At 57.1% G+C, this 16,348-nt stretch carries 21 protein-coding genes; 10 read left to right on the forward strand and 11 right to left on the reverse strand.

What is annotated here, in order from left to right; all coding sequences use genetic code 11:
* Window positions 1-5: 5 nt before the first annotated feature.
* The 10 genes from F0P97_RS16535 to F0P97_RS16580 form a co-directional block, all read right to left on the reverse strand.
* Complete coding sequence (locus tag F0P97_RS16535) at window positions 6-1,028, reverse strand: hypothetical protein (protein ID WP_182283163.1); 1,023 nt, start codon at window positions 1,026-1,028, stop codon at window positions 6-8.
* Window positions 1,029-1,176: 148 nt separating this feature from the next.
* On the reverse strand, window positions 1,177-2,133 hold the full coding sequence (locus tag F0P97_RS16540) for a hypothetical protein (protein WP_182283164.1): 957 nt from the start codon (window positions 2,131-2,133) through the stop codon (window positions 1,177-1,179).
* Window positions 2,126-3,634 (reverse strand): hypothetical protein, encoded by a 1,509-nt coding sequence (locus F0P97_RS16545; RefSeq protein ID WP_232537963.1) that lies wholly within the window; start codon window positions 3,632-3,634, stop codon window positions 2,126-2,128. Before F0P97_RS16545 ends, F0P97_RS16540 begins: the two co-directional genes overlap by 8 nt.
* Window positions 3,631-5,301: a phage terminase large subunit gene (terL, locus tag F0P97_RS16550; protein WP_182283165.1), complete on the reverse strand. Its 1,671-nt coding sequence runs from the start codon at window positions 5,299-5,301 to the stop codon at window positions 3,631-3,633. Before terL ends, F0P97_RS16545 begins: the two co-directional genes overlap by 4 nt.
* Window positions 5,302-5,303: 2 nt before the next feature.
* Window positions 5,304-5,801 carry a DUF1804 family protein gene (locus F0P97_RS16555; RefSeq protein ID WP_182283166.1) on the reverse strand — a complete coding sequence of 166 codons (498 nt, stop codon included), beginning with the start codon at window positions 5,799-5,801 and terminating at the stop codon, window positions 5,304-5,306.
* Window positions 5,801-6,073, reverse strand: a complete 273-nt coding sequence (locus F0P97_RS16560; RefSeq protein WP_057092523.1) for a hypothetical protein — start codon at window positions 6,071-6,073, stop codon at window positions 5,801-5,803. The genes F0P97_RS16555 and F0P97_RS16560 overlap by 1 nt, the downstream gene beginning before the upstream one ends.
* A 24-nt stretch (window positions 6,074-6,097) precedes the next feature.
* Entirely contained in the window at window positions 6,098-6,625 is a 528-nt protein-coding gene (locus F0P97_RS16565; RefSeq protein WP_182283167.1) for a hypothetical protein, read from the reverse strand.
* On the reverse strand, window positions 6,622-7,266 hold the full coding sequence (locus F0P97_RS16570; protein WP_182283168.1) for a lysozyme: 645 nt from the start codon (window positions 7,264-7,266) through the stop codon (window positions 6,622-6,624). The genes F0P97_RS16565 and F0P97_RS16570 overlap by 4 nt, the downstream gene beginning before the upstream one ends.
* A 121-nt stretch (window positions 7,267-7,387) precedes the next feature.
* Entirely contained in the window at window positions 7,388-8,953 is a 1,566-nt protein-coding gene (locus F0P97_RS16575; RefSeq protein WP_182283169.1) for an AAA family ATPase, read from the reverse strand.
* 323 nt (window positions 8,954-9,276) lie between these two features.
* The gene (locus tag F0P97_RS16580; RefSeq protein WP_232537964.1) at window positions 9,277-9,648 is read right to left on the reverse strand and encodes a helix-turn-helix domain-containing protein; all 372 of its coding nucleotides are present in this window, start codon (window positions 9,646-9,648) and stop codon (window positions 9,277-9,279) included.
* 95 nt (window positions 9,649-9,743) lie between these two features.
* Here F0P97_RS16580 and F0P97_RS16585 point away from each other — a divergent pair, with 95 nt between their 5' ends.
* Entirely contained in the window at window positions 9,744-10,091 is a 348-nt protein-coding gene (locus tag F0P97_RS16585) for a helix-turn-helix domain-containing protein (protein ID WP_182283170.1), read from the forward strand.
* Window positions 10,092-10,121: 30 nt separating this feature from the next.
* On the opposite strand, the gene F0P97_RS16590 is transcribed toward F0P97_RS16585, so the two are convergent.
* Window positions 10,122-10,415 carry a hypothetical protein gene (locus tag F0P97_RS16590; protein WP_182283171.1) on the reverse strand — a complete coding sequence of 98 codons (294 nt, stop codon included), beginning with the start codon at window positions 10,413-10,415 and terminating at the stop codon, window positions 10,122-10,124.
* Between the two features lie 28 nt (window positions 10,416-10,443).
* On the opposite strand from F0P97_RS16590, the gene F0P97_RS16595 reads away from it, so the two are divergent.
* The 9 genes from F0P97_RS16595 to F0P97_RS16635 all read left to right on the forward strand — a co-directional run bounded on the left by F0P97_RS16595 (window position 10,444) and on the right by F0P97_RS16635 (window position 16,348).
* Window positions 10,444-11,016, forward strand: coding sequence for a KilA-N domain-containing protein (locus tag F0P97_RS16595; RefSeq protein ID WP_182283172.1), 573 nt, complete (start codon window positions 10,444-10,446; stop codon window positions 11,014-11,016).
* 11 nt (window positions 11,017-11,027) lie between these two features.
* Window positions 11,028-13,205 carry a Mu transposase C-terminal domain-containing protein gene (locus tag F0P97_RS16600; RefSeq protein ID WP_182283173.1) on the forward strand — a complete coding sequence of 726 codons (2,178 nt, stop codon included), beginning with the start codon at window positions 11,028-11,030 and terminating at the stop codon, window positions 13,203-13,205.
* 66 nt (window positions 13,206-13,271) lie between these two features.
* Window positions 13,272-14,009 (forward strand): AAA family ATPase, encoded by a 738-nt coding sequence (locus F0P97_RS16605; protein WP_182283174.1) that lies wholly within the window; start codon window positions 13,272-13,274, stop codon window positions 14,007-14,009.
* Window positions 14,006-14,599 carry a hypothetical protein gene (locus tag F0P97_RS16610; protein WP_182283175.1) on the forward strand — a complete coding sequence of 198 codons (594 nt, stop codon included), beginning with the start codon at window positions 14,006-14,008 and terminating at the stop codon, window positions 14,597-14,599. Before F0P97_RS16605 ends, F0P97_RS16610 begins: the two co-directional genes overlap by 4 nt.
* Before the next feature lie 11 nt (window positions 14,600-14,610).
* Window positions 14,611-15,057, forward strand: coding sequence for a hypothetical protein (locus F0P97_RS16615; protein ID WP_232537965.1), 447 nt, complete (start codon window positions 14,611-14,613; stop codon window positions 15,055-15,057).
* Window positions 15,041-15,286: a hypothetical protein gene (locus F0P97_RS16620; protein ID WP_182283177.1), complete on the forward strand. Its 246-nt coding sequence runs from the start codon at window positions 15,041-15,043 to the stop codon at window positions 15,284-15,286. Before F0P97_RS16615 ends, F0P97_RS16620 begins: the two co-directional genes overlap by 17 nt.
* The gene (locus tag F0P97_RS16625; RefSeq protein WP_182283178.1) at window positions 15,279-15,467 is read left to right on the forward strand and encodes a hypothetical protein; all 189 of its coding nucleotides are present in this window, start codon (window positions 15,279-15,281) and stop codon (window positions 15,465-15,467) included. The genes F0P97_RS16620 and F0P97_RS16625 overlap by 8 nt, the downstream gene beginning before the upstream one ends.
* A gap of 27 nt (window positions 15,468-15,494) precedes the next feature.
* Entirely contained in the window at window positions 15,495-16,124 is a 630-nt protein-coding gene (locus F0P97_RS16630; RefSeq protein WP_182283179.1) for a DUF3164 family protein, read from the forward strand.
* Window positions 16,121-16,348 (forward strand): hypothetical protein, encoded by a 228-nt coding sequence (locus F0P97_RS16635; RefSeq protein ID WP_182283180.1) that lies wholly within the window; start codon window positions 16,121-16,123, stop codon window positions 16,346-16,348. Before F0P97_RS16630 ends, F0P97_RS16635 begins: the two co-directional genes overlap by 4 nt.

Here is a 16,348-nt window from a genome sequence, read left to right on the forward strand (position 1 = left end):
TTTCCTTAATTTTCGAGCAGCTTCAAAAGCTGTCCACGATACCTTTCCAGCTCATGGAGCAAACTTTCCGGCTTCACAATTTCAATATTGTTACGAACGACATCTAGCTCCAACGTATCTCTGGCATACGATCGTCCTAGCCAGTGAGTTTTACTATCCCCTCGAAGGACAAAACCGTAATCTGAAAGTTCATCATCATCTTCTGACCATTGCTGAACGATCTCCTGTACTTGACCCGCATCCAGTCCTGACACTTCTAATTCATAGTAAATAGCTACCTCTTGCTCCACAGTTTTGTACTTCGTCAGATTCACATCTTCCAACATCTTCTGCCACAGAGCTCTCTTTGGACGATGCTTAAGTTGCAACGATGCCTTTTTCTTAATCTTTCGAATTTCTGGTGCATGCGCGACCACATAGTCAATAGGGCCGGGCTTTTTAAAAATTTCAGTCTTAAACGATGGTCTGAAGCCTCCCAGCTCATCAGCAGCAGACTTCCTGTACCCAACTACAGCAATCGATCCGGCCTCGTCGGGCTCCCCCAGAACTACGTGTGGTCCAAAACTATTGAGAAAACCGCTGATGAACTTACCCATTTCGTAGACACCAGCCATGGGGTGCTGAAAACGAATAGTGGCCATCAGGTTCTCTGCAGGCAGTAGCCAAAAGTAGGTCGCATGGCCTGGAATATGCCCCTCCTCAACCTCAGTCTCTGAAACGTCAGCAGCGCCTACAGCAGCGAACCCATCGATTGCAACAACCTTACCATCTGTATTTGCAGATTCGTTCCACAAAGTAAGAAGCCAAGAATTTTTGCCTGGAGACGCATCTACAAAATAAGCAGGGTACGCAACGGAAGCATCGGTCTTTCCATGAGTTCTCGTGTGGGCTAAAGATCGACCGGTGGACCATGCCGAGATGTGCCTTAGCGTGTCCTCAAGCGTTCCAAACTCAGCTTGGCGCTTTTTTCCGTACGGGTAGTAGCCGCACGAGCTAATTTTGTAAAACGTGATCTTTGCCTCTTCCATCTACCTAACCTCTGGTCTATGTCGTTAGGTGGATTACATCACGATACAAGCATTGCTTTAAACAACCTTTAAATGGGCGATAGCTGAGCCGATTCAGACTGCCGTGTATCAGCTTATGGATTTTGTGTTTAAAGCTCCACAGGCCGGCCTATTCAATGCGCCTTCCCCCAATCTTCGCCGCCTGATCAAGCGCAGCCTTGCGCCCATCCAACTGCAGCTCACGTTCAGTGAATGGCTTGGCCCCTGGGGTCATCACCCGCCAGCTCTTCATCCAGGGGATGGAAATACACCCGCAGTGGATGATCTGCTCCACGGGAGCCCTGGGATCATGCGGGCACTGCATCTTGTCGATGCCACCGCCAGGATTGGGCACCTTGAAAGGCTTGCTGGCTTCCACGACCTGACCGTCGATGATGTCGTGATTCCAGCGGCTGTGGATCTTGCCGCTGCGCCGCCACTGTTTGCCCAGGCCAGGTACGAGAGGCTCTGCCTGTTGCAAGCGTTCATTGGAAGCCACGGCAAATGCCCGGCTGACTTCCGTGCGAACAATAGTCGCCGCACGCTTGGGTGACTCGGCCCCGAGAATCTTCTGCACCGCCTGGATGGCTTGGTAAGGCGTCTGCGCCCCAATAGTGGTCTGGCCCAATTGCTGACCGATCTTGCGAGCCGCTTCGTTGCCCACGTCCTTGAGCCGCAGGGAGCCAAAGGCCTTCATCTGCTTGAGCACGCCCACATCGAGCTGGGCCAGTCGCAGCTCCACGCGGTGGCCAATGATGGCCAGGGGCTTGTCTACGAAATCCTCCCCCAGGGTCCAGGCATCCTGCATGCGCATTTCAAATAAGGCACCGGCACGGCTGGTGGCTCCGGCCAGGACATCCTCGATCTGACCCAATAAGCGCGAGAGCTGTAGCTGCTGCCAATCGGCAGGCAAGCCTGCCAGCGTGACCAGGATCTGATCGCGGGCCTCTTTGAGCAGCAGCAGAACCTGAGTTTCTCCAGCCAGGAGCAGTTGGGCGCGCTCGCGCAAGCGCCGGGCCAGCTCAGCCTCAAATGCTTTATCTGGCTTTTGACCCAGCTCCTGCTCGCTTCTGGCTTTCTTAACCATGGCTCTGAGCAGATGCTTCAGCCCTTACGGCAGCCAGATCCGCAGGCAAATTGGTGAACACGTCTTCAGCGTCTCTCTTGGCCTTACGCTCGGCAGCTTCCTTGCGTGCGGCCTCCAGCTCAGCCTTGGCATCAAAGTCTTGACCAAAGCGCTGGGCTACATCGGCCACGATCTTGAGCGCTGTTTCCTCCGTCATCAACCCGGCCTCGATCATCTGCACCACGGACGCAGCCAGGGTCTGCATGGCGCTGGCAAATTTAGTGACGTCACGGTTGAGCAGTTCAGGGAAGACCGCAGTCACCTGCCACTTCTCTTCTGACCAGTCGGGTGTCACGCCTTGGGTTCGTGCCTGGCACAGCAATACATGGCGGCCAATCTCCTCCAGCATGATCTTGAGGAAAGACTGACGCATGCTGTACATCTTGAAGGTGGGCTCACCCATCTCAGAGGCAGCAGCGCGGTTCACATCCCCGCCGCCCCCAAACCAGTGCTCAGGCATGGTGCTGCCGCCGAGCACGTGGTTTCTCAGCAAGCGGGCGCTCTCGCTGGTGTCGGCTGCCTGCAGGCTCGGGCTCTTGGCTTCCAGCGTGACGCTGTCGTTATGGACGAACGTGCTGTTGGGCGCAGGCGGCACAAAGGTTTTCTCGTATTCCTTGACCTTGGCGTCATCCGCACCCTTCAGCTCCACGTCCCAAACAAAGGAGCGCAAGTAACCGATGCGGTCCAGCTCGTTGAACAGGAACTCGTCATAAGCATCCAGCCAGTCCATCTGGCCCAGAAGGTCGGAGCGACCCCGGCTGCCATTGGGAAACTTGTTGAGCTGGTAGAGCAGACACTCTCCATCTGTAAATTCTTCTGCGCGAATGCGGCATGTGTTCTCGCTGAACAGCTCCACGTCCTCGCCCAGGACGATCACTCTGTATTTATATTGACGCCCCCGGTTGTCGCGCTTGGTCACGACACCAATGGGCTGCTCTGGGTTGCCGGGGTCATTGACCACGGTCGCGATCTGGCGCGGGTCCAGATAACCCAGGCGCACAAAGCCGTCTCCGTCGCGCACATTGGCGATATAGCACTGCTCACCAAGCAGGCCCAGAGCGCGCACCCTGCCCTGCAGCTTCAGCGGCCAGTTATTGATGGGGTCGGTCCAGAATGTATTCAGCAGTGCCTGGTGCTCTTCGTCCTGGCACTGCAGAGAGACGCCCTCGGCCAGCAGATAGGCCAGGGGCAGCTCGGTCAGACGATTGGCCAGCAGATTGCTTTGCCATAGATACTCAGCCAGCTTCTGCATGCGGTCCTGGGCCATCGGTGCCAGGTCGCGGTCGTTCAAACTATCAAGGCCCCCGCCGCTGAGCTTGCGCCACCCTTCATCACTATTGCCCTGGGCGCTGGCGGCTTCCCGCATGGGCTGGGCGTGATGTGCCTGGTCTGTGTCTTGTGCGACCGCTGCCTGGTCAAAACCCAGAAAGGATATGACTCGGCTCCATGCCTGGGGCTTCATGTATTTCTCCTGAACATTCGTGAGGCCTGGCGGGCATAGCGCTCGCGGGCGGTCTGTACCTGGTGGTTGTTGCCGCCCTGTGTGGCCGCAGCTATGCCACCAGTGACGGCCAGCATGTAGAGCATCTGAACCATGTCAGGACCGTCGTCGTGGTCTGCTTTGGGAAAATGCCTGAACTGGTCAATCAGCGTGGTCTGGCTGCTATGCACACGGATCAGGCCGTTATGCATATGAGGCTGCAGGCTTTCAATGCGCAGCAGCTTGTCGCTGATCGGCAAGAGCGGACGAGCCGGTACCGGGATGCCCTGCTGGGCGCTGCGCTTGACCAGCTCGGTGCGCAAGAATTCCTGGAACTGCACGGATTCGAAGCCCCAGACAACGCAGCAGTATTCGCGCTGCATCTCGATGACATCGCTGATGATGCGATCGGGCACGCGCTTGCGGATGGCAGCCTCGACCACATCCATGATGCCTGTCTCTCGGTTGTAGCCGCCGACTCCAATTGCGCTGGGGTCGCGGCTATTGCCCGCCCTGCCCAGGCTGGGGTCGCATGCACCATAGAACACCCACTCGGCCAGGCGGTTGACCCAGAAGCGGATGGAGTTGGCAAACGGTGCATCCTCCCCGGCTGTCGGGTCGTTCTGCTGCTCGGAGTCAAATGCCGAGTGCCCTTCACGGGCGCGGCGGATCATCAGCTTGACCAGGGGCCGCAGTGCTGGCCAGGAGACCTTGCTGCCTTTTTCCATCTCGGCCTGGTGCTCTCTATATAGAGCCATGGCCGCAGCTTCGCCTTCCTGGGGCGTGTCGGCATTGAGCAGAAAGCCTTCGAACTGCTCCCACAGATCCATGCGCTCGGGCCACTGGATGATGGCTTTAAAGACTTTGCGGTTCCACAGCGGGTTCTTGAGAAAACGCGCCAGCACGCTGTCGTAGTGCAGCACGGTGCCCACCAGGATGGCGTCCATGGAGTCATCTGGTGGCCCCAGCGACAGCACGCTCTTGGTCACAAAAGCCTGCAGCTTGTCGCGTTGGGCAGGAGTGTTGACGTTCTCGTCGTTCTCGATGTCGTCGCAAATCGCCAGATCTGGGCGGTGCGCGCCATGGCGGCGGCCCCGGATCTTCTTGCTGGAGCCAAACGCCTCGACCTTGCGACCGTTCGCCGTCACGATCACGCCCGCCCGCCAGACACGGCCCAGCCCGCAGGCTTCAGGAAAATCGTTGGCAATGCGCGGGTTGGCTTCCAGCTCGGCCTTGATGGCCTCGAGCATCTCTGCAGCCTGCTCAAAAGCGTCCATCACGATGATGGCGTACCACTTGGCCCCGGTGACCAGGCACCACGACACAAAGCTCATGCTGATCTTGGTGGACTTGGCCTCGCCACGCGGGGCCGCAATCGCATCGCGCTGGCCCGCCGCAGTGTTCACTATCTCGGGCAAGCGCTTGTAGAGGTACTTGTGCAGCTCGCTGGGCTCGGCCCGGCCATAGTGAGGGAAGTAGTTGCGATCCCAATACTCGTAGCCATTGACCGGGTCACAGACCTTGCGGCGGCGCTCGGCAATGGCGGCAGGATCGGTATCCCAGCCGTCCAGGTTAGCGTCGATCTGCTTGCGCAGGTCATCGGCCAACGCTGTCAGGCCTGCCAGAAAGTCCTTGCTGTTCTTGGCCATGGCTATTTCACCTTGGCCAGCTCTTCGCCAAACGGCTCCAGCATCTCGACCAAAGCGGCCAAGTGCTGCGGATAGCGCTGCTGGGCAAATGCGGCAAAGCGTTGAAGGATGTCCAGCTGCACGGCCTGGCGGTTCAACTCAGGATTGAGACGCTTGAAGCTGGACATGGTCTTGTTAAAGCTGTCGCTCATGCTGGCCAGAGTCTCGGCACGATCGCGCGGCCCCATGTCCTTGGCCTCGCGCAGCAGATCCATGGTGGCCTGGTGCTGGATGAGATAATCCTCGAGCAGCTTGGCCGAGAGGTTCTTGAAGTTCTCATCACCCATGGCCACGGCAGCTCGGGCGGTCTCCCAGTCATCGCCCTGCTCTGTCGCCTCCTGCTTCCAGCGGTTGCCGGTGCTGCGTGGCACGCCGAGCTTCTTGCAGGCCGCCTCCATGGCCATGCGCTGAAACACATACAGGCCACGCAGCTGGGTACGTTTTTCTTTGCCGTGCGCCATCAGTTCCCCAGGCCCCCGCCACGAAAATAGGTCTTGATGCCTTCTACGATCAACGCCGTGCCGACCGCCACAGCACCGCCTGACACCGCGCCCGCGACCGCAGCCTTTTTCTCGACTTCGCGCAGCCGGGTATCAATGGAGTTGAGCCGCTGATCCACGCGTTCATCCAGCTCTTGAATGCGTTGGTCCTGGCGATTGAGATGCGCGGTAATGCCGTCGAGCTTGCCGTCGATCTTTCCCAGCAGCATCAGTTCGTCTTTTTCGAGTGACATGGTTCCTCTGTTTTTTGTGGCGAGTCATGGGTGCAGCAGCAGCGACCGGCAGGACGCATAGGCCGCGTTAAGGGTTTCGATCTCCTGAATCACTCCTGCAAGGCGCGCAGAATTTGCTGCTGGAAGTAGCCCGTAGGCCTGGCCTGCGTCTGCTGCACCAGGGTCGGTGCTGGCGGCTTGTTCACCTGCGGCGCGACAACCACCTGCCCCACTGGCAGCGAGCTGGGAGACGATGCGCACCCGCACAGGGCGCAGCTTGTGCTCACCAGTAAAGCGAGCGATTTCTTGGACTGCCTGGGCATCGGTTTTTTCCTGCTGTTGGTAAAGCTGATCCAGCCTGGCTTGAGCAGCATTGCGCTCGGCTGTCAGGCGCACCAGTTCGGCCTTGGCGGTGCGGTTCTGGGTGGCCACGCTGGCCTGCAACTGCTGCAGCTCGGTGGCGACGAGATGAGACTTGGTCTTCAAGTGCCACATGCCCAAGGCAAGCGCCAGGCACAACAGCAAAGCCAGCGCCAGCACCCCAGGGGCAATGAATTCCATAAAGCGCTTCATGGCTGCGCCTTCCAGGTGCCGGTGGCAAAGTCGTAATGAGCGCGCAGCAATGCCACGCCCAGCAGGCAATCAGCGCGCTCTTTTAAACGGCGGTTGTAGAGGCCCTGGACAAAGCGATACTCCCACTCGCCCTTGGCATTGCGCTTGCCGGTCTTGGTGTAGCTCCAGACGGGCGTGCCACTCGGCGCATGAGCCAGCGCATCGCAGGCTTCCTCATAGCGCTTGGCATTGAGCAGGCCCATGGCTCGACTGGCGCAGGTCGACGGTTCACCGTTGTTGTGGCCATGGCTGGAGAAGGCATCCAGAACGGGCTGGGTCACCGGCACCTTGATGCAGTCAAGGACCTTTGCCTGCCCCTTAGCCAGCACCTGACTGCCCACCGCCATGCATTGCGCATCGGACCAGTAATCGCCCAGCACAACAGGCACCGGGCTGGCGGTCTTGGTCAGCCCCAGGCAGGCCGTGGGCAAGCCTGCTGCCAGTGCATCTGCGTAGACCACATTCTTGAATTGCGGCCTGCCATCGCGCTTGGCAGGACCGTCCTCGTAGCCAGAGATATAGGTGACATACGCACCGCCACCCAGCACAAGTGGGATGCCAAAGCGCAGAACCGTTCTACCAAGGGAGAGTGTGTTTGCCATGCCCTCCACTTTCGTGGGACAGGCATAAACGAAAAAGGCCCGCAAATGCTGGCCTTAAAGATTTAAGAGACAAGATGATATCAGCGTAGGTAACCTAAATCTATCACCATGAACATAATATTTAATCTCTAATAACAGAAAAATGCTGTAATGATCTTGTTACCAATTGCTTGATGTCGTCAGAATGACGCTGATATTCTGCTGATAATTTAAATACGTCGTAACAGCGATTGCGAGCATCTTTTTTATCAGAAGCCAATCCAAGATTAATCATTTTTTCAAATAGAAAATGATGATCCTCATACTGTAACGAGGAAGATAGCTCTTCATTTGGATGGCTTGATAGATAGGAACGCACGAGGAATTTTTCTGGTTTATCGTGAGGATAAATGAATCCAGCATACTCATCATTATTATTCATATAATATGCGTAATTTTCATCCTCAGCATAATCACCATCCATAACAGCACAATAGCCAATTTTATTTCTTAAGTGACTAAAGTTTTTTTTATGTCGTTCATAATCAACCTTAACTTCATTAATTGGCCCAGATGGCACGATATTAATTAATCTAGAAATATGTGGTTCAGTATTTGACAGATCAATTAACTGTTGAGATATCAAAAATTGTGCAAGATCGTCTTCACAATACAACTGAATAAGAGGGTGCGAAATGGAATCCATCTTACTAGCTGCTGCTTGAATAGAAATCTCAGGGGTGCACTTCCACTGCCCATTATTACTTTCAATAAAGCGACGCGAGCACCCATCCACTGCTGAAAGTGCCGTTGGCGAATGAGTAGTAAATATAACCTGTTTCTTGTCACGCCAAGAAACCATATAAACAATATCTATTAATTTTCTTAAAACTGCAGGATGAATACCAGCTTCAATTTCCTCAATTAAAATTAAAGTGTTTTTTGGACTCTCAATTAAATCTTTAAGTATGTATATAACTGCCTCCTCTCCGGAAGCAGCGTTATATGTCGAGTACGTTGCTGTATTTCTATTAATAATAAAACAGCGTCTATTTAAGTGATTTGCTGCCTCTGATATACTTGCAACAGGAGTACTAAATATGTACCCAAATGCTTTTGCAATATCAACATCCAAAGCTAAAACTTGGGCACCATTAGCCTTCTTGAATAGATAATCAGAAAATGCACGCGCTGGTAGCAATCTCTCCAAATCTATAAGACGAACTTCTTTTTTTCTTATCTTTGCATTCGTGCGATTTTTATCAGAACTTCTCTTGGCGAGTCCACTCCATGCGCGAGAAGTGTGAAGTCTCTTGCCTGTCCCATCGCGATCTTTTGTGCCTTCACGCCACTCCATCTTGTACTCATAGTCAGATTGAACAGTTTCATGTGACGTAAAAGAAAGAACATCTGCCCACGTATGTTCTCGCATTCCAACAGCAGTCGATTTCGCATCCAGTCGCATAAATTTTTCATGACTACATGCAAGAAGTAATAGCAAACTTGTTTTCCCCGACCGATTAGAACCTGCAATTGCGGTTACCGGACTGGAAAATCCAACTTCTAAATCAACAATATGGCGGAATTGAGTGATATGGATTTTCTTTACAAAATTTGAATAACTTTGTCCTGAATCAACAAATATAGATACATCGCAATTCTCAATTTTTTTCTTAATTTCGAATAAATTCTGAATTTCGAGAGCCACTACAAACCCCTCCGCCTTATTAAATTAATTCTTCGTAATTTTTGATTATTACATTCTTATGAGTATAGCTTTACAGCAATGCTAGTAGCGAAGAGCATAGGCTTGCTCAACTCGAGATTTCGTACATCCTGTACATGCACACCCGTAGCCTCTTTAATGCAAAAGCTGCATGTTGTGTCTGAAAACATACAGGCAGGTATCCAAAGGCTCCCCGATTGCAGCCAGGTTGACATGACTGCTTTTCGGGCATGTCTGTTCCATAACTCCCCCCATTCTTGTGAGCCGCCTACACCAACGGCGCAAACCCTGAATCATTGGCAGCCCTAGGCTGCCTTGTCTCTTGGGACGATTGGCTTTGCAGCTGCAGAAGCAGCAGCATCAATGATTCTTTTTCCCTCTTCACTCATCTGGTCGTAGTTCTCCAGCAAAAAGCGTTGACGTGGAGACAGTGCAGGCGCATCTGCAGCCTGTTGATTTATTTGACCGGTGAGCACGTAAAGCACATCTACCCCAACAGCGGCGAGTGCAGATAACTGCACTGCGGTCGGTGAGGAAACGCCTTTCTCCCAATCAATCAGCGTTCGCTTGCTCACACCGGCGGTTTCCGCGAACACCGGCTGCGTGAGTCCAAGCCTCTCTCGCTCACTCTTTAGCCGTTCATTGATCACGAAAATATCCTCACCTTTCATTTGCATAGTGCAAATATCTGCACCATAATCCAGCCTAAGAAAGCGCCGAACTCCGTCCGGCGCTGTTCCCCCTAACTACTTAGACAAAGGATATCAAAGCAATGCACCCGGAAGAGATCAAAGCGGCGATGCGCATCGCAGGAACAACGCCCGCCATGCTGTGCGACGAGCTGCAAGTGGCGGCATCCTCCATCTCGCAGACCATCAGTGGCCATATCAAAAGCAAGCGCATTCAAGCGCGCATTGCAGAAATCATCGGCAAGCCCATCGATTTCATCTGGCCCAACCAGCTCGTTTTGCGCCGTACCCGCGCCCAGATCGACTCCCAGCGCCAGACCATTGCCGCCGGCCAGCAGCGCGACACGGCCAGCAACTCTTCCCCCAAGCCCCGCAGTCCTCGTCGCAAGCCCAGCGCACCTGCGGTTGCAGATGAAGGGAGAGCCGCATGAACTCGCGCATTGACTACTTTCCGCCCGCCGTCATGCGGGAGGCTCGCCGCCTTCGAGTCCCGCCGCGAAAGCGCGATACAGATTCAGTGCCCGTAACACCAGCGGGAACTCCTCCCCATCAGGACCATGGAGCTGCAGCGCCGCTTCCTGAAACCCACTCAGAAGCTGATACGCCGGCACAGCCCCCGTGCGGTGCATGCCTGCCATCAGAACCCGCAGGGCCGCCTCGCTGGCCATCAATCGGTCCTGGGTCAGCTTCAGGGCGTCCTCCAGAAACTCCACCCGCTCCTCAAGGCTGATGCCTTCCTCTGGGTTATCGGTCATTGACCCCTCCTCACAAAAGAGCACCATCATGACAGCAGCCATTACGATCTTCGACACCGGTATTCGGCAGGACTCCGATGGACGCTTCTGCCTTAATGACTTGCATAGGGCGGCAGGCGGCGTCAAAAGACACGCACCCAATGAGTGGCTGCGCAATCGCAAAACCAAAGAGCTGGCTCAGGAAATAAGCAGACCGGGAATTCCCGGTCTGGTCTCCATCAGGGGCGGCAAGCACCCTGGGGTCTTTGCCGTACGCGAGCTGGTCATTGCCTACGCCGCCTGGATCAGCCCCGTCTTTCATGTCAAGGTGCTGCAGGTCTTTCTGGCGGCAAGCTCCCCAGCCCCATCCTTGCCGCAGCGTGCTGCGCCCCGTTATATGAGCGAGGCATGGTTTGCCATCCTGCGCCACCAGGCGGGCTGCACCATGCACCGGGCCCTGGCTCGGGCTTTGCAGATTCATGAGTCCACCTTGAGTCAGGTGCTCAACGGCTCTGGCTGCTACGGCGCAGGCCACTGCTCCACGGACCGTATTGCGCATCGCGTGATGCGGGTGTTCTGCGCCAAGCAGCGCATTCACCCTCGGCAACTGAGCCTGGTCTAAGGGGCAGGCTTATGTGGCTCACCTCCAAGCATCTGGCTGGTCTTGATGGCTTGCCTTCTTCTGAAAAAGGTACTCGACTTTGGCTGCAACGCCACGGCGTACCTAGCCGTCCACGCAATGCCAGCGGAGGCGGTCTTGAATACGACTGCTCAAAGCTGCCCGAGGCTGCTCGTGCAGCCTTGAGCGCAAAACAGATCGCAGAGGCAGGCTCCAAAGCTCTGGCCGTGGTGGACACCCCTCCAGTCCGCAGCTTTTTGCCACCTGCGTCTACGGTCAGCAACGCCATCAGCCGTGTGCCCAGCCAGGCAGAAAAAGATGTGGCCGACGCCCGCGTGCGCTTGGTCAACCTGGTGCTTGAGCTAGTGCCCCTGCATGGCCTGCGCCGAGCATGCCAGTTGCTGGCCGCGCGCATCATCACAGGCGAAGCTGGAGCCGAGGCACAGAACATTGCACGTCAAGCGAACCAACGCGCTCGTGGTGGAGAGGTCAGTGCCCGTTCACTGGAGCGCTGGGTGGGCATGCATCGCAGCAACGGCTGGTTTGGACTCTTGCCCGCTGCTTCACAGTCCGGATCGACACCACAAGTTGATGACGATGTGGCCGCCGTGCTGGGTTTGTTCCACAGCAAGGACCACCGCTTTCGCAAGTTGAGCGGCGCTGCCAAAGAAGTCACCCGCATGCTGGGCCGCGATTTCGATGAATGGCGCAAGCTGTACCACCGCGCCCGGCGCGTTCTGGACAAGCTGGGGCAGTCTGCAGAGGCCAGTGTCGCCCTCATCAAGTCTCGCCATACCGGCGCGCAGCGCGACACCAAGCTGCCGTTTAAACGCCGCGATACCTCCATGTTGGCTTTTGCTGATGTGTTCGTGATCGACGGTCACACCTTTAAAGCCAAGGTTCGCCACCCGGACCATGGTGCACCCTTCGCGCCTGAGCTGACAGTGGTGCTGGATGCCGCGACCCGACTGATCGTGGGCTGGTCAGTCAATCTGTCCGAGAACGTGATCGCGGTGGGCGATGCCCTGCGCCATGCAGTGGGCCAATACGGCATTCCGGCCATTCTTTATGGTGACAACGGCGCTGGTGAAACCGCCAAGGCCATGGACTGCCCGATCGATGGTATCTGTGCGCGCCTAGGCATCGATCACCGCCTGGGCCTGCCCGGCAAGCCGCAAGGTCACGGAATCATTGAGCGCAGTTGGCAGACCCATGCCATCAATGCAGCCCGCAAGTTCGGGAGCTTTCAGGGCGGCGATGTGGATGCAGGGACCTTCCGCAAGGTAGCAGCAGTCCTGGCCAAGGAGCAACGCGCCATCAAGCGTTCGGAGCAAACCGGAGAGGTCATCGCGCTCACTCCCAAGGCTCCGACCTGGAAGCAGTTCGTCGACGGCATCGAAGTGATGGTCCACGAATACAACACGCAGCACCGCCATCGTGGTCTGCCCAAGCGCACAGACGGCAAGCACCCCACGCCCATGGAAGCGTTTGACGCCTGCTTTGACCCAGCGCTGCAGGAGAAGCCTTCTGAGCTGGAGTTGCGCACCTTGTTCATGCCGAGCGTGATCCGCACCGCCAAGCGCGGTCAGGTGCAGTTCTTCAATCAGTTCTACCAGGCACCCGACCTGATGCGCCGCGATATCGATGGCCGCGAAGTCAGCGTGCGCTACGACATTCACAACCCGAACTATGTATTGATTTACACGCTGGGCGGTGAGTTCGTCTGCGAGGCGCAGTGGGATGCCAACCGCATCGACTACTTCCCCAAGCCGGTCATTCAGATGGCCCGCGAAAAGCGCGTGGCCCAGGCCGTCAAGCGCCGCGAGCTGCAGATCGACACCGCCCTGCGCGAGCTGGGTCCAGCCATGGACACCACACCTCTTTCCCTGCCGGAGCCAAGCACCCCATTCGTGACGGTGCCCTCCTTCGTGGAGACACCTGTCTCCGCCATCAACTCTCCCTCCACGGAAGTGGCTGCGCAAGCAGCCGCTAGCAGGCCTTTCTTTAACGGACCAAGCGAGCGCTACGAATGGCTCATGCGCAACCAAGACCAATGGACCGACGCAGACGGCACATGGCTGCGCAACTACACGGCATCAGAGAGCTATGCAGATCTACGCGACTACTACGAGGGGCGGGGATTGGGATGGAACGACGCGGGCAATGAGCCCGGTTTGAAGAGTGCTCTGTGACGGCGGCAACCGTCACAGAGCGTGCCAGAGATTTTTTTTAAGAAATACGAGCAGGAGAAATGTACTGTGAAACGAGGCTTTGTCAAAACTGAAAACTTTAAGCGCCTATCCGAAGCCCAGAAGCTGGTGGAAAAGCGTGGTGCTCGCGAGGCAAGCCTGGTGCTGGTCCAGGGCCGTTATGGCATTGGCAAATCCGAGCTGACCGAACGCTGGGCCGCCGATAGCGGCTGGGTGTTTGTGCGCGCCAAGAGCACCTGGACCAAGCGCGCTATGCTCGATGAGCTGGCCGAGCGCATGGGTCTGGCCAAGACCGGACGCAACACCGAGGTGCAGTCGCGCATCATCGGCAAGCTGGCGGTCGAGATGGTCCCTGTGATCATCGACGAGGCCGACTTCCTGGTGGGCACAACCGCAAGCCTGCTGGAGCTGATCCGCGACGTCACCGACCTGACCGGCACCATGTGCTTCCTGGTCGGCATGGAGCACTTCCCCATGAAGGTGGCCCGCTTCGGCCACATCGCCAGCCGGGTGGCCAAGGTGGTGGAGCTGCAGCCGATCTCACTCGCCGACGTCAAGGCAACGGTCGCAGCCAAAGCTGAAGTCGAGATTGCCGACGAGGTACTTCCCGAGATGCTGGCCCAGGCAGAAGGCCGCATGCGGCTGCTGCTCAACGCCATCGCCAACCTTGAGGCCTGGGCGGACGCCAACGGCTGGACCAAGGTCACCCTGGAGCACATCAAGGGCCTCCCCCTGTGCCCCGAGTTCAATGGCAAGCCGCTGGGCCGCAAGGGAGTCAAGCCATGACGACCGCCTCGGTGAAGCCTTACGGCTGGTTCATGCCTGCCACCTTGATCGCTCTGGGTCGCCTTACCGCCCACGCAGTGCAGCCCTTCACGGTGGCCGAGTTGCAGAAGATCGTGCCCGAGCTGACAGAGGGCAAGGACGCTCGCAGGGCTTGCAAGCTGCTGGAGCAGCGCAGGCTGGCCGTCCCCTGTCCCACCCAGCGGTTTACCTGGGAGCTGACCCCTGCGGGAGTACAGACCTGTAAAGCGGCTCTGCATGCGTCGCTGGCTGAAGGCAAATGCAAGCCTGCAGTGATGCGCCCCAACAAGCTCACGGTCGCCGAGCAGATCTCTGCGCGCCTGTGGAATCTCCTGCGCATTCGCAATGTTCTGACCAGTGTCGACGCGGTGTCGGTCTTGGCCAATGCCGGTGACAACACTGTCTATTTACAGGCTGTCATCGGTCGCCTGCTCAGGGCTTGGAGCGAGGCCTGCCCGGACGCGGTCGAGGTCAGCAAGAAACGGGTCAATGGAGCGCTGCGCTATGTACTCAAGCGCGACATCGGACCCCAAGCACCTGTGCTGGCCAAAGCCAAGAAGGTGATTGCATGAAGCCCGGCTACATGAATGAGCCTTGGTTCGCAATCCTTCTGGAGCGTGTGCAGCGGCCCGAGTCCGTGCGAGCACGCATCGCTCGCCAGCTCGGCATCAGCGCAGCGGCTTTGAGCCAGGTGCTCAACGCCAGTGGTTGCTATGGAAATGGCTCCGCCAAGACCGACCGCATTGCAGAAAAGGTGATTCACACCTTCGGTCGCTACACCTGCCCGCACCTCACGGCCGAGGCCAGTGGCGACGACCAGGTCATCACTGCGGAGCAATGCCGCGCCTTTGCCCACCGTGATGCGCCCACATCCAGCCCCCGCGACATGCAGCACTGGCAAGCCTGCCGCCAATGCATTCACCGCGAGGCCAGCGCTCCGCCCGTGCCTCGTGCACTGCAGATCAGAGGTGGCCGCAAGGTCATCCCCATTACCCATATCCAGGAGGCCAGCTATGCATCACCTCGTTAAAGACGGCTGCCTGCCTCTGGTGATCGGCTTGGCGCTGCCCATGACCGAGGCCGACTACCGCCGTCCGCCCCTGGGCTGGATCAAGCGCCGCGCCAGGCGGCTGATGCGCGCTTACCGCATCGAGCGCCGCTATGCCATCGCCTGCGCCGCCGACGACTACTCCGACTTCACCCATATGCACCGCGAACGCCTGTCTCAACTGCTCAAAGGAGAACTCCGACATGCCTAAGACCACGCGGACCCAAACGCGCCCCCTGCCCGCCTGGACCATCGAGCACGCCGGCACAGCACCGATGTCCCTCCGGGCAAAGCTGGCCCTGACGCTTTTGATCTTTGTGCTGTTCATGGCTCTGGGCTTCCTGATTGCCGCCGTTACCGGCTACGTAGAAATGCGCTCCGTGTTTTTCTAAACCCGCACTACCGAAAGAAGGCACCGTATGAATCAGCAAATCTCTCTTCCCAAGGTCCCGGCAGGCTATTGGGAAAACGCCAAGGGTGACCTGGTCCCCGAAAGCAAGGTCTGCGACATCGACAAGCTGCGCGACCAGCTGGTGCGCGACCTCTGCGCCCAGGCCGAGGCCAGGAGCAAGGATCTGGCCAAGTTCAAGCTGGACTCCATGGGCGACGTCACGGCGTTTGTGGAAGCCAGCGTGGAGCAATACGGGGTCAAGGTTCGCGGCACCAAGGGCAACTTCACGCTCATGACGTTTGACGGCAAGTTAAAGGTCGTGCGCCAGATGCAGGAGCAGATCACATTTAGCGAGCAGCTGCAGGCGGCCAAGTCCCTGATCGACCAGTGCGTGACGCGCTGGGCCGAAGGTGCCAACGACAACATCAAAGTCCTCGTCACCGATGCCTTCCAGGTCGACAAGCAAGGCCTGATCAACACAGGCCGCGTGCTGGGCCTGCGCCGCCTGGACATCAAGGACGAAGACTGGCAGACGGCCATGAAAGCCATCTCAGACAGCATCCAGGTCGCCAGCACCAAGCCCTACATCCGCTTCTACAAGCGCAATGAAACCACCGGCGCTTATGACGCCATCAACCTGGATCTGGCTGCCGTATGACGACTACCCGCTTTGCTTCTACCGCCGATGTCGCTCACTCTGTGTGCACCAGCGAGGGCGCGCAGTCGTTGCCGCTGGTGCAGAACACCAAGATCGTCGACTTCACCCTGCGCACGGTCATCGGTCTGAACTGCCAGAACGGCAACACCCTGGACATCAATCTCGGAAACGGCCATGTCTTGAGCTGCAGCGTCAAGAAAGCCATCGGCCCTACGGACGTTTAA

Origin of the sequence: Comamonas testosteroni, assembly GCF_014076415.1 — a bacterium.
In the GTDB taxonomy this organism is placed as follows: Bacteria; Pseudomonadota; Gammaproteobacteria; order Burkholderiales; family Burkholderiaceae_C; genus Comamonas; species Comamonas testosteroni_F.

Bases quoted from the DNA above. Each gene is read 5' to 3' on its own strand.
- F0P97_RS16600 (WP_182283173.1), top strand. From the start codon at position 11,028: ATGTGGCTCACCTCCAAGCATCTGGCTGGTCTTGATGGCTTGCCTTCT.
- F0P97_RS16610 (WP_182283175.1), top strand. From the start codon at position 14,006: ATGACGACCGCCTCGGTGAAGCCTTACGGCTGGTTCATGCCTGCCACC.
- F0P97_RS16580 (WP_232537964.1), bottom strand. From the start codon at position 9,648: ATGCAAATGAAAGGTGAGGATATTTTCGTGATCAATGAACGGCTAAAG.
- F0P97_RS16535 (WP_182283163.1), bottom strand. From the start codon at position 1,028: ATGGAAGAGGCAAAGATCACGTTTTACAAAATTAGCTCGTGCGGCTAC.
- F0P97_RS16595 (WP_182283172.1), top strand. From the start codon at position 10,444: ATGACAGCAGCCATTACGATCTTCGACACCGGTATTCGGCAGGACTCC.
- F0P97_RS16585 (WP_182283170.1), top strand. From the start codon at position 9,744: ATGCACCCGGAAGAGATCAAAGCGGCGATGCGCATCGCAGGAACAACG.
- F0P97_RS16625 (WP_182283178.1), top strand. From the start codon at position 15,279: ATGCCTAAGACCACGCGGACCCAAACGCGCCCCCTGCCCGCCTGGACC.
- F0P97_RS16635 (WP_182283180.1), top strand. From the start codon at position 16,121: ATGACGACTACCCGCTTTGCTTCTACCGCCGATGTCGCTCACTCTGTG.
- F0P97_RS16630 (WP_182283179.1), top strand. From the start codon at position 15,495: ATGAATCAGCAAATCTCTCTTCCCAAGGTCCCGGCAGGCTATTGGGAA.
- F0P97_RS16590 (WP_182283171.1), bottom strand. From the start codon at position 10,415: ATGACCGATAACCCAGAGGAAGGCATCAGCCTTGAGGAGCGGGTGGAG.
- terL (WP_182283165.1), bottom strand. From the start codon at position 5,301: ATGGCCAAGAACAGCAAGGACTTTCTGGCAGGCCTGACAGCGTTGGCC.
- F0P97_RS16555 (WP_182283166.1), bottom strand. From the start codon at position 5,801: ATGGCGCACGGCAAAGAAAAACGTACCCAGCTGCGTGGCCTGTATGTG.
- F0P97_RS16615 (WP_232537965.1), top strand. From the start codon at position 14,611: ATGAATGAGCCTTGGTTCGCAATCCTTCTGGAGCGTGTGCAGCGGCCC.
- F0P97_RS16565 (WP_182283167.1), bottom strand. From the start codon at position 6,625: ATGAAGCGCTTTATGGAATTCATTGCCCCTGGGGTGCTGGCGCTGGCT.
- F0P97_RS16545 (WP_232537963.1), bottom strand. From the start codon at position 3,634: ATGAAGCCCCAGGCATGGAGCCGAGTCATATCCTTTCTGGGTTTTGAC.
- F0P97_RS16560 (WP_057092523.1), bottom strand. From the start codon at position 6,073: ATGTCACTCGAAAAAGACGAACTGATGCTGCTGGGAAAGATCGACGGC.
- F0P97_RS16620 (WP_182283177.1), top strand. From the start codon at position 15,041: ATGCATCACCTCGTTAAAGACGGCTGCCTGCCTCTGGTGATCGGCTTG.
- F0P97_RS16540 (WP_182283164.1), bottom strand. From the start codon at position 2,133: ATGGTTAAGAAAGCCAGAAGCGAGCAGGAGCTGGGTCAAAAGCCAGAT.
- F0P97_RS16570 (WP_182283168.1), bottom strand. From the start codon at position 7,266: ATGGCAAACACACTCTCCCTTGGTAGAACGGTTCTGCGCTTTGGCATC.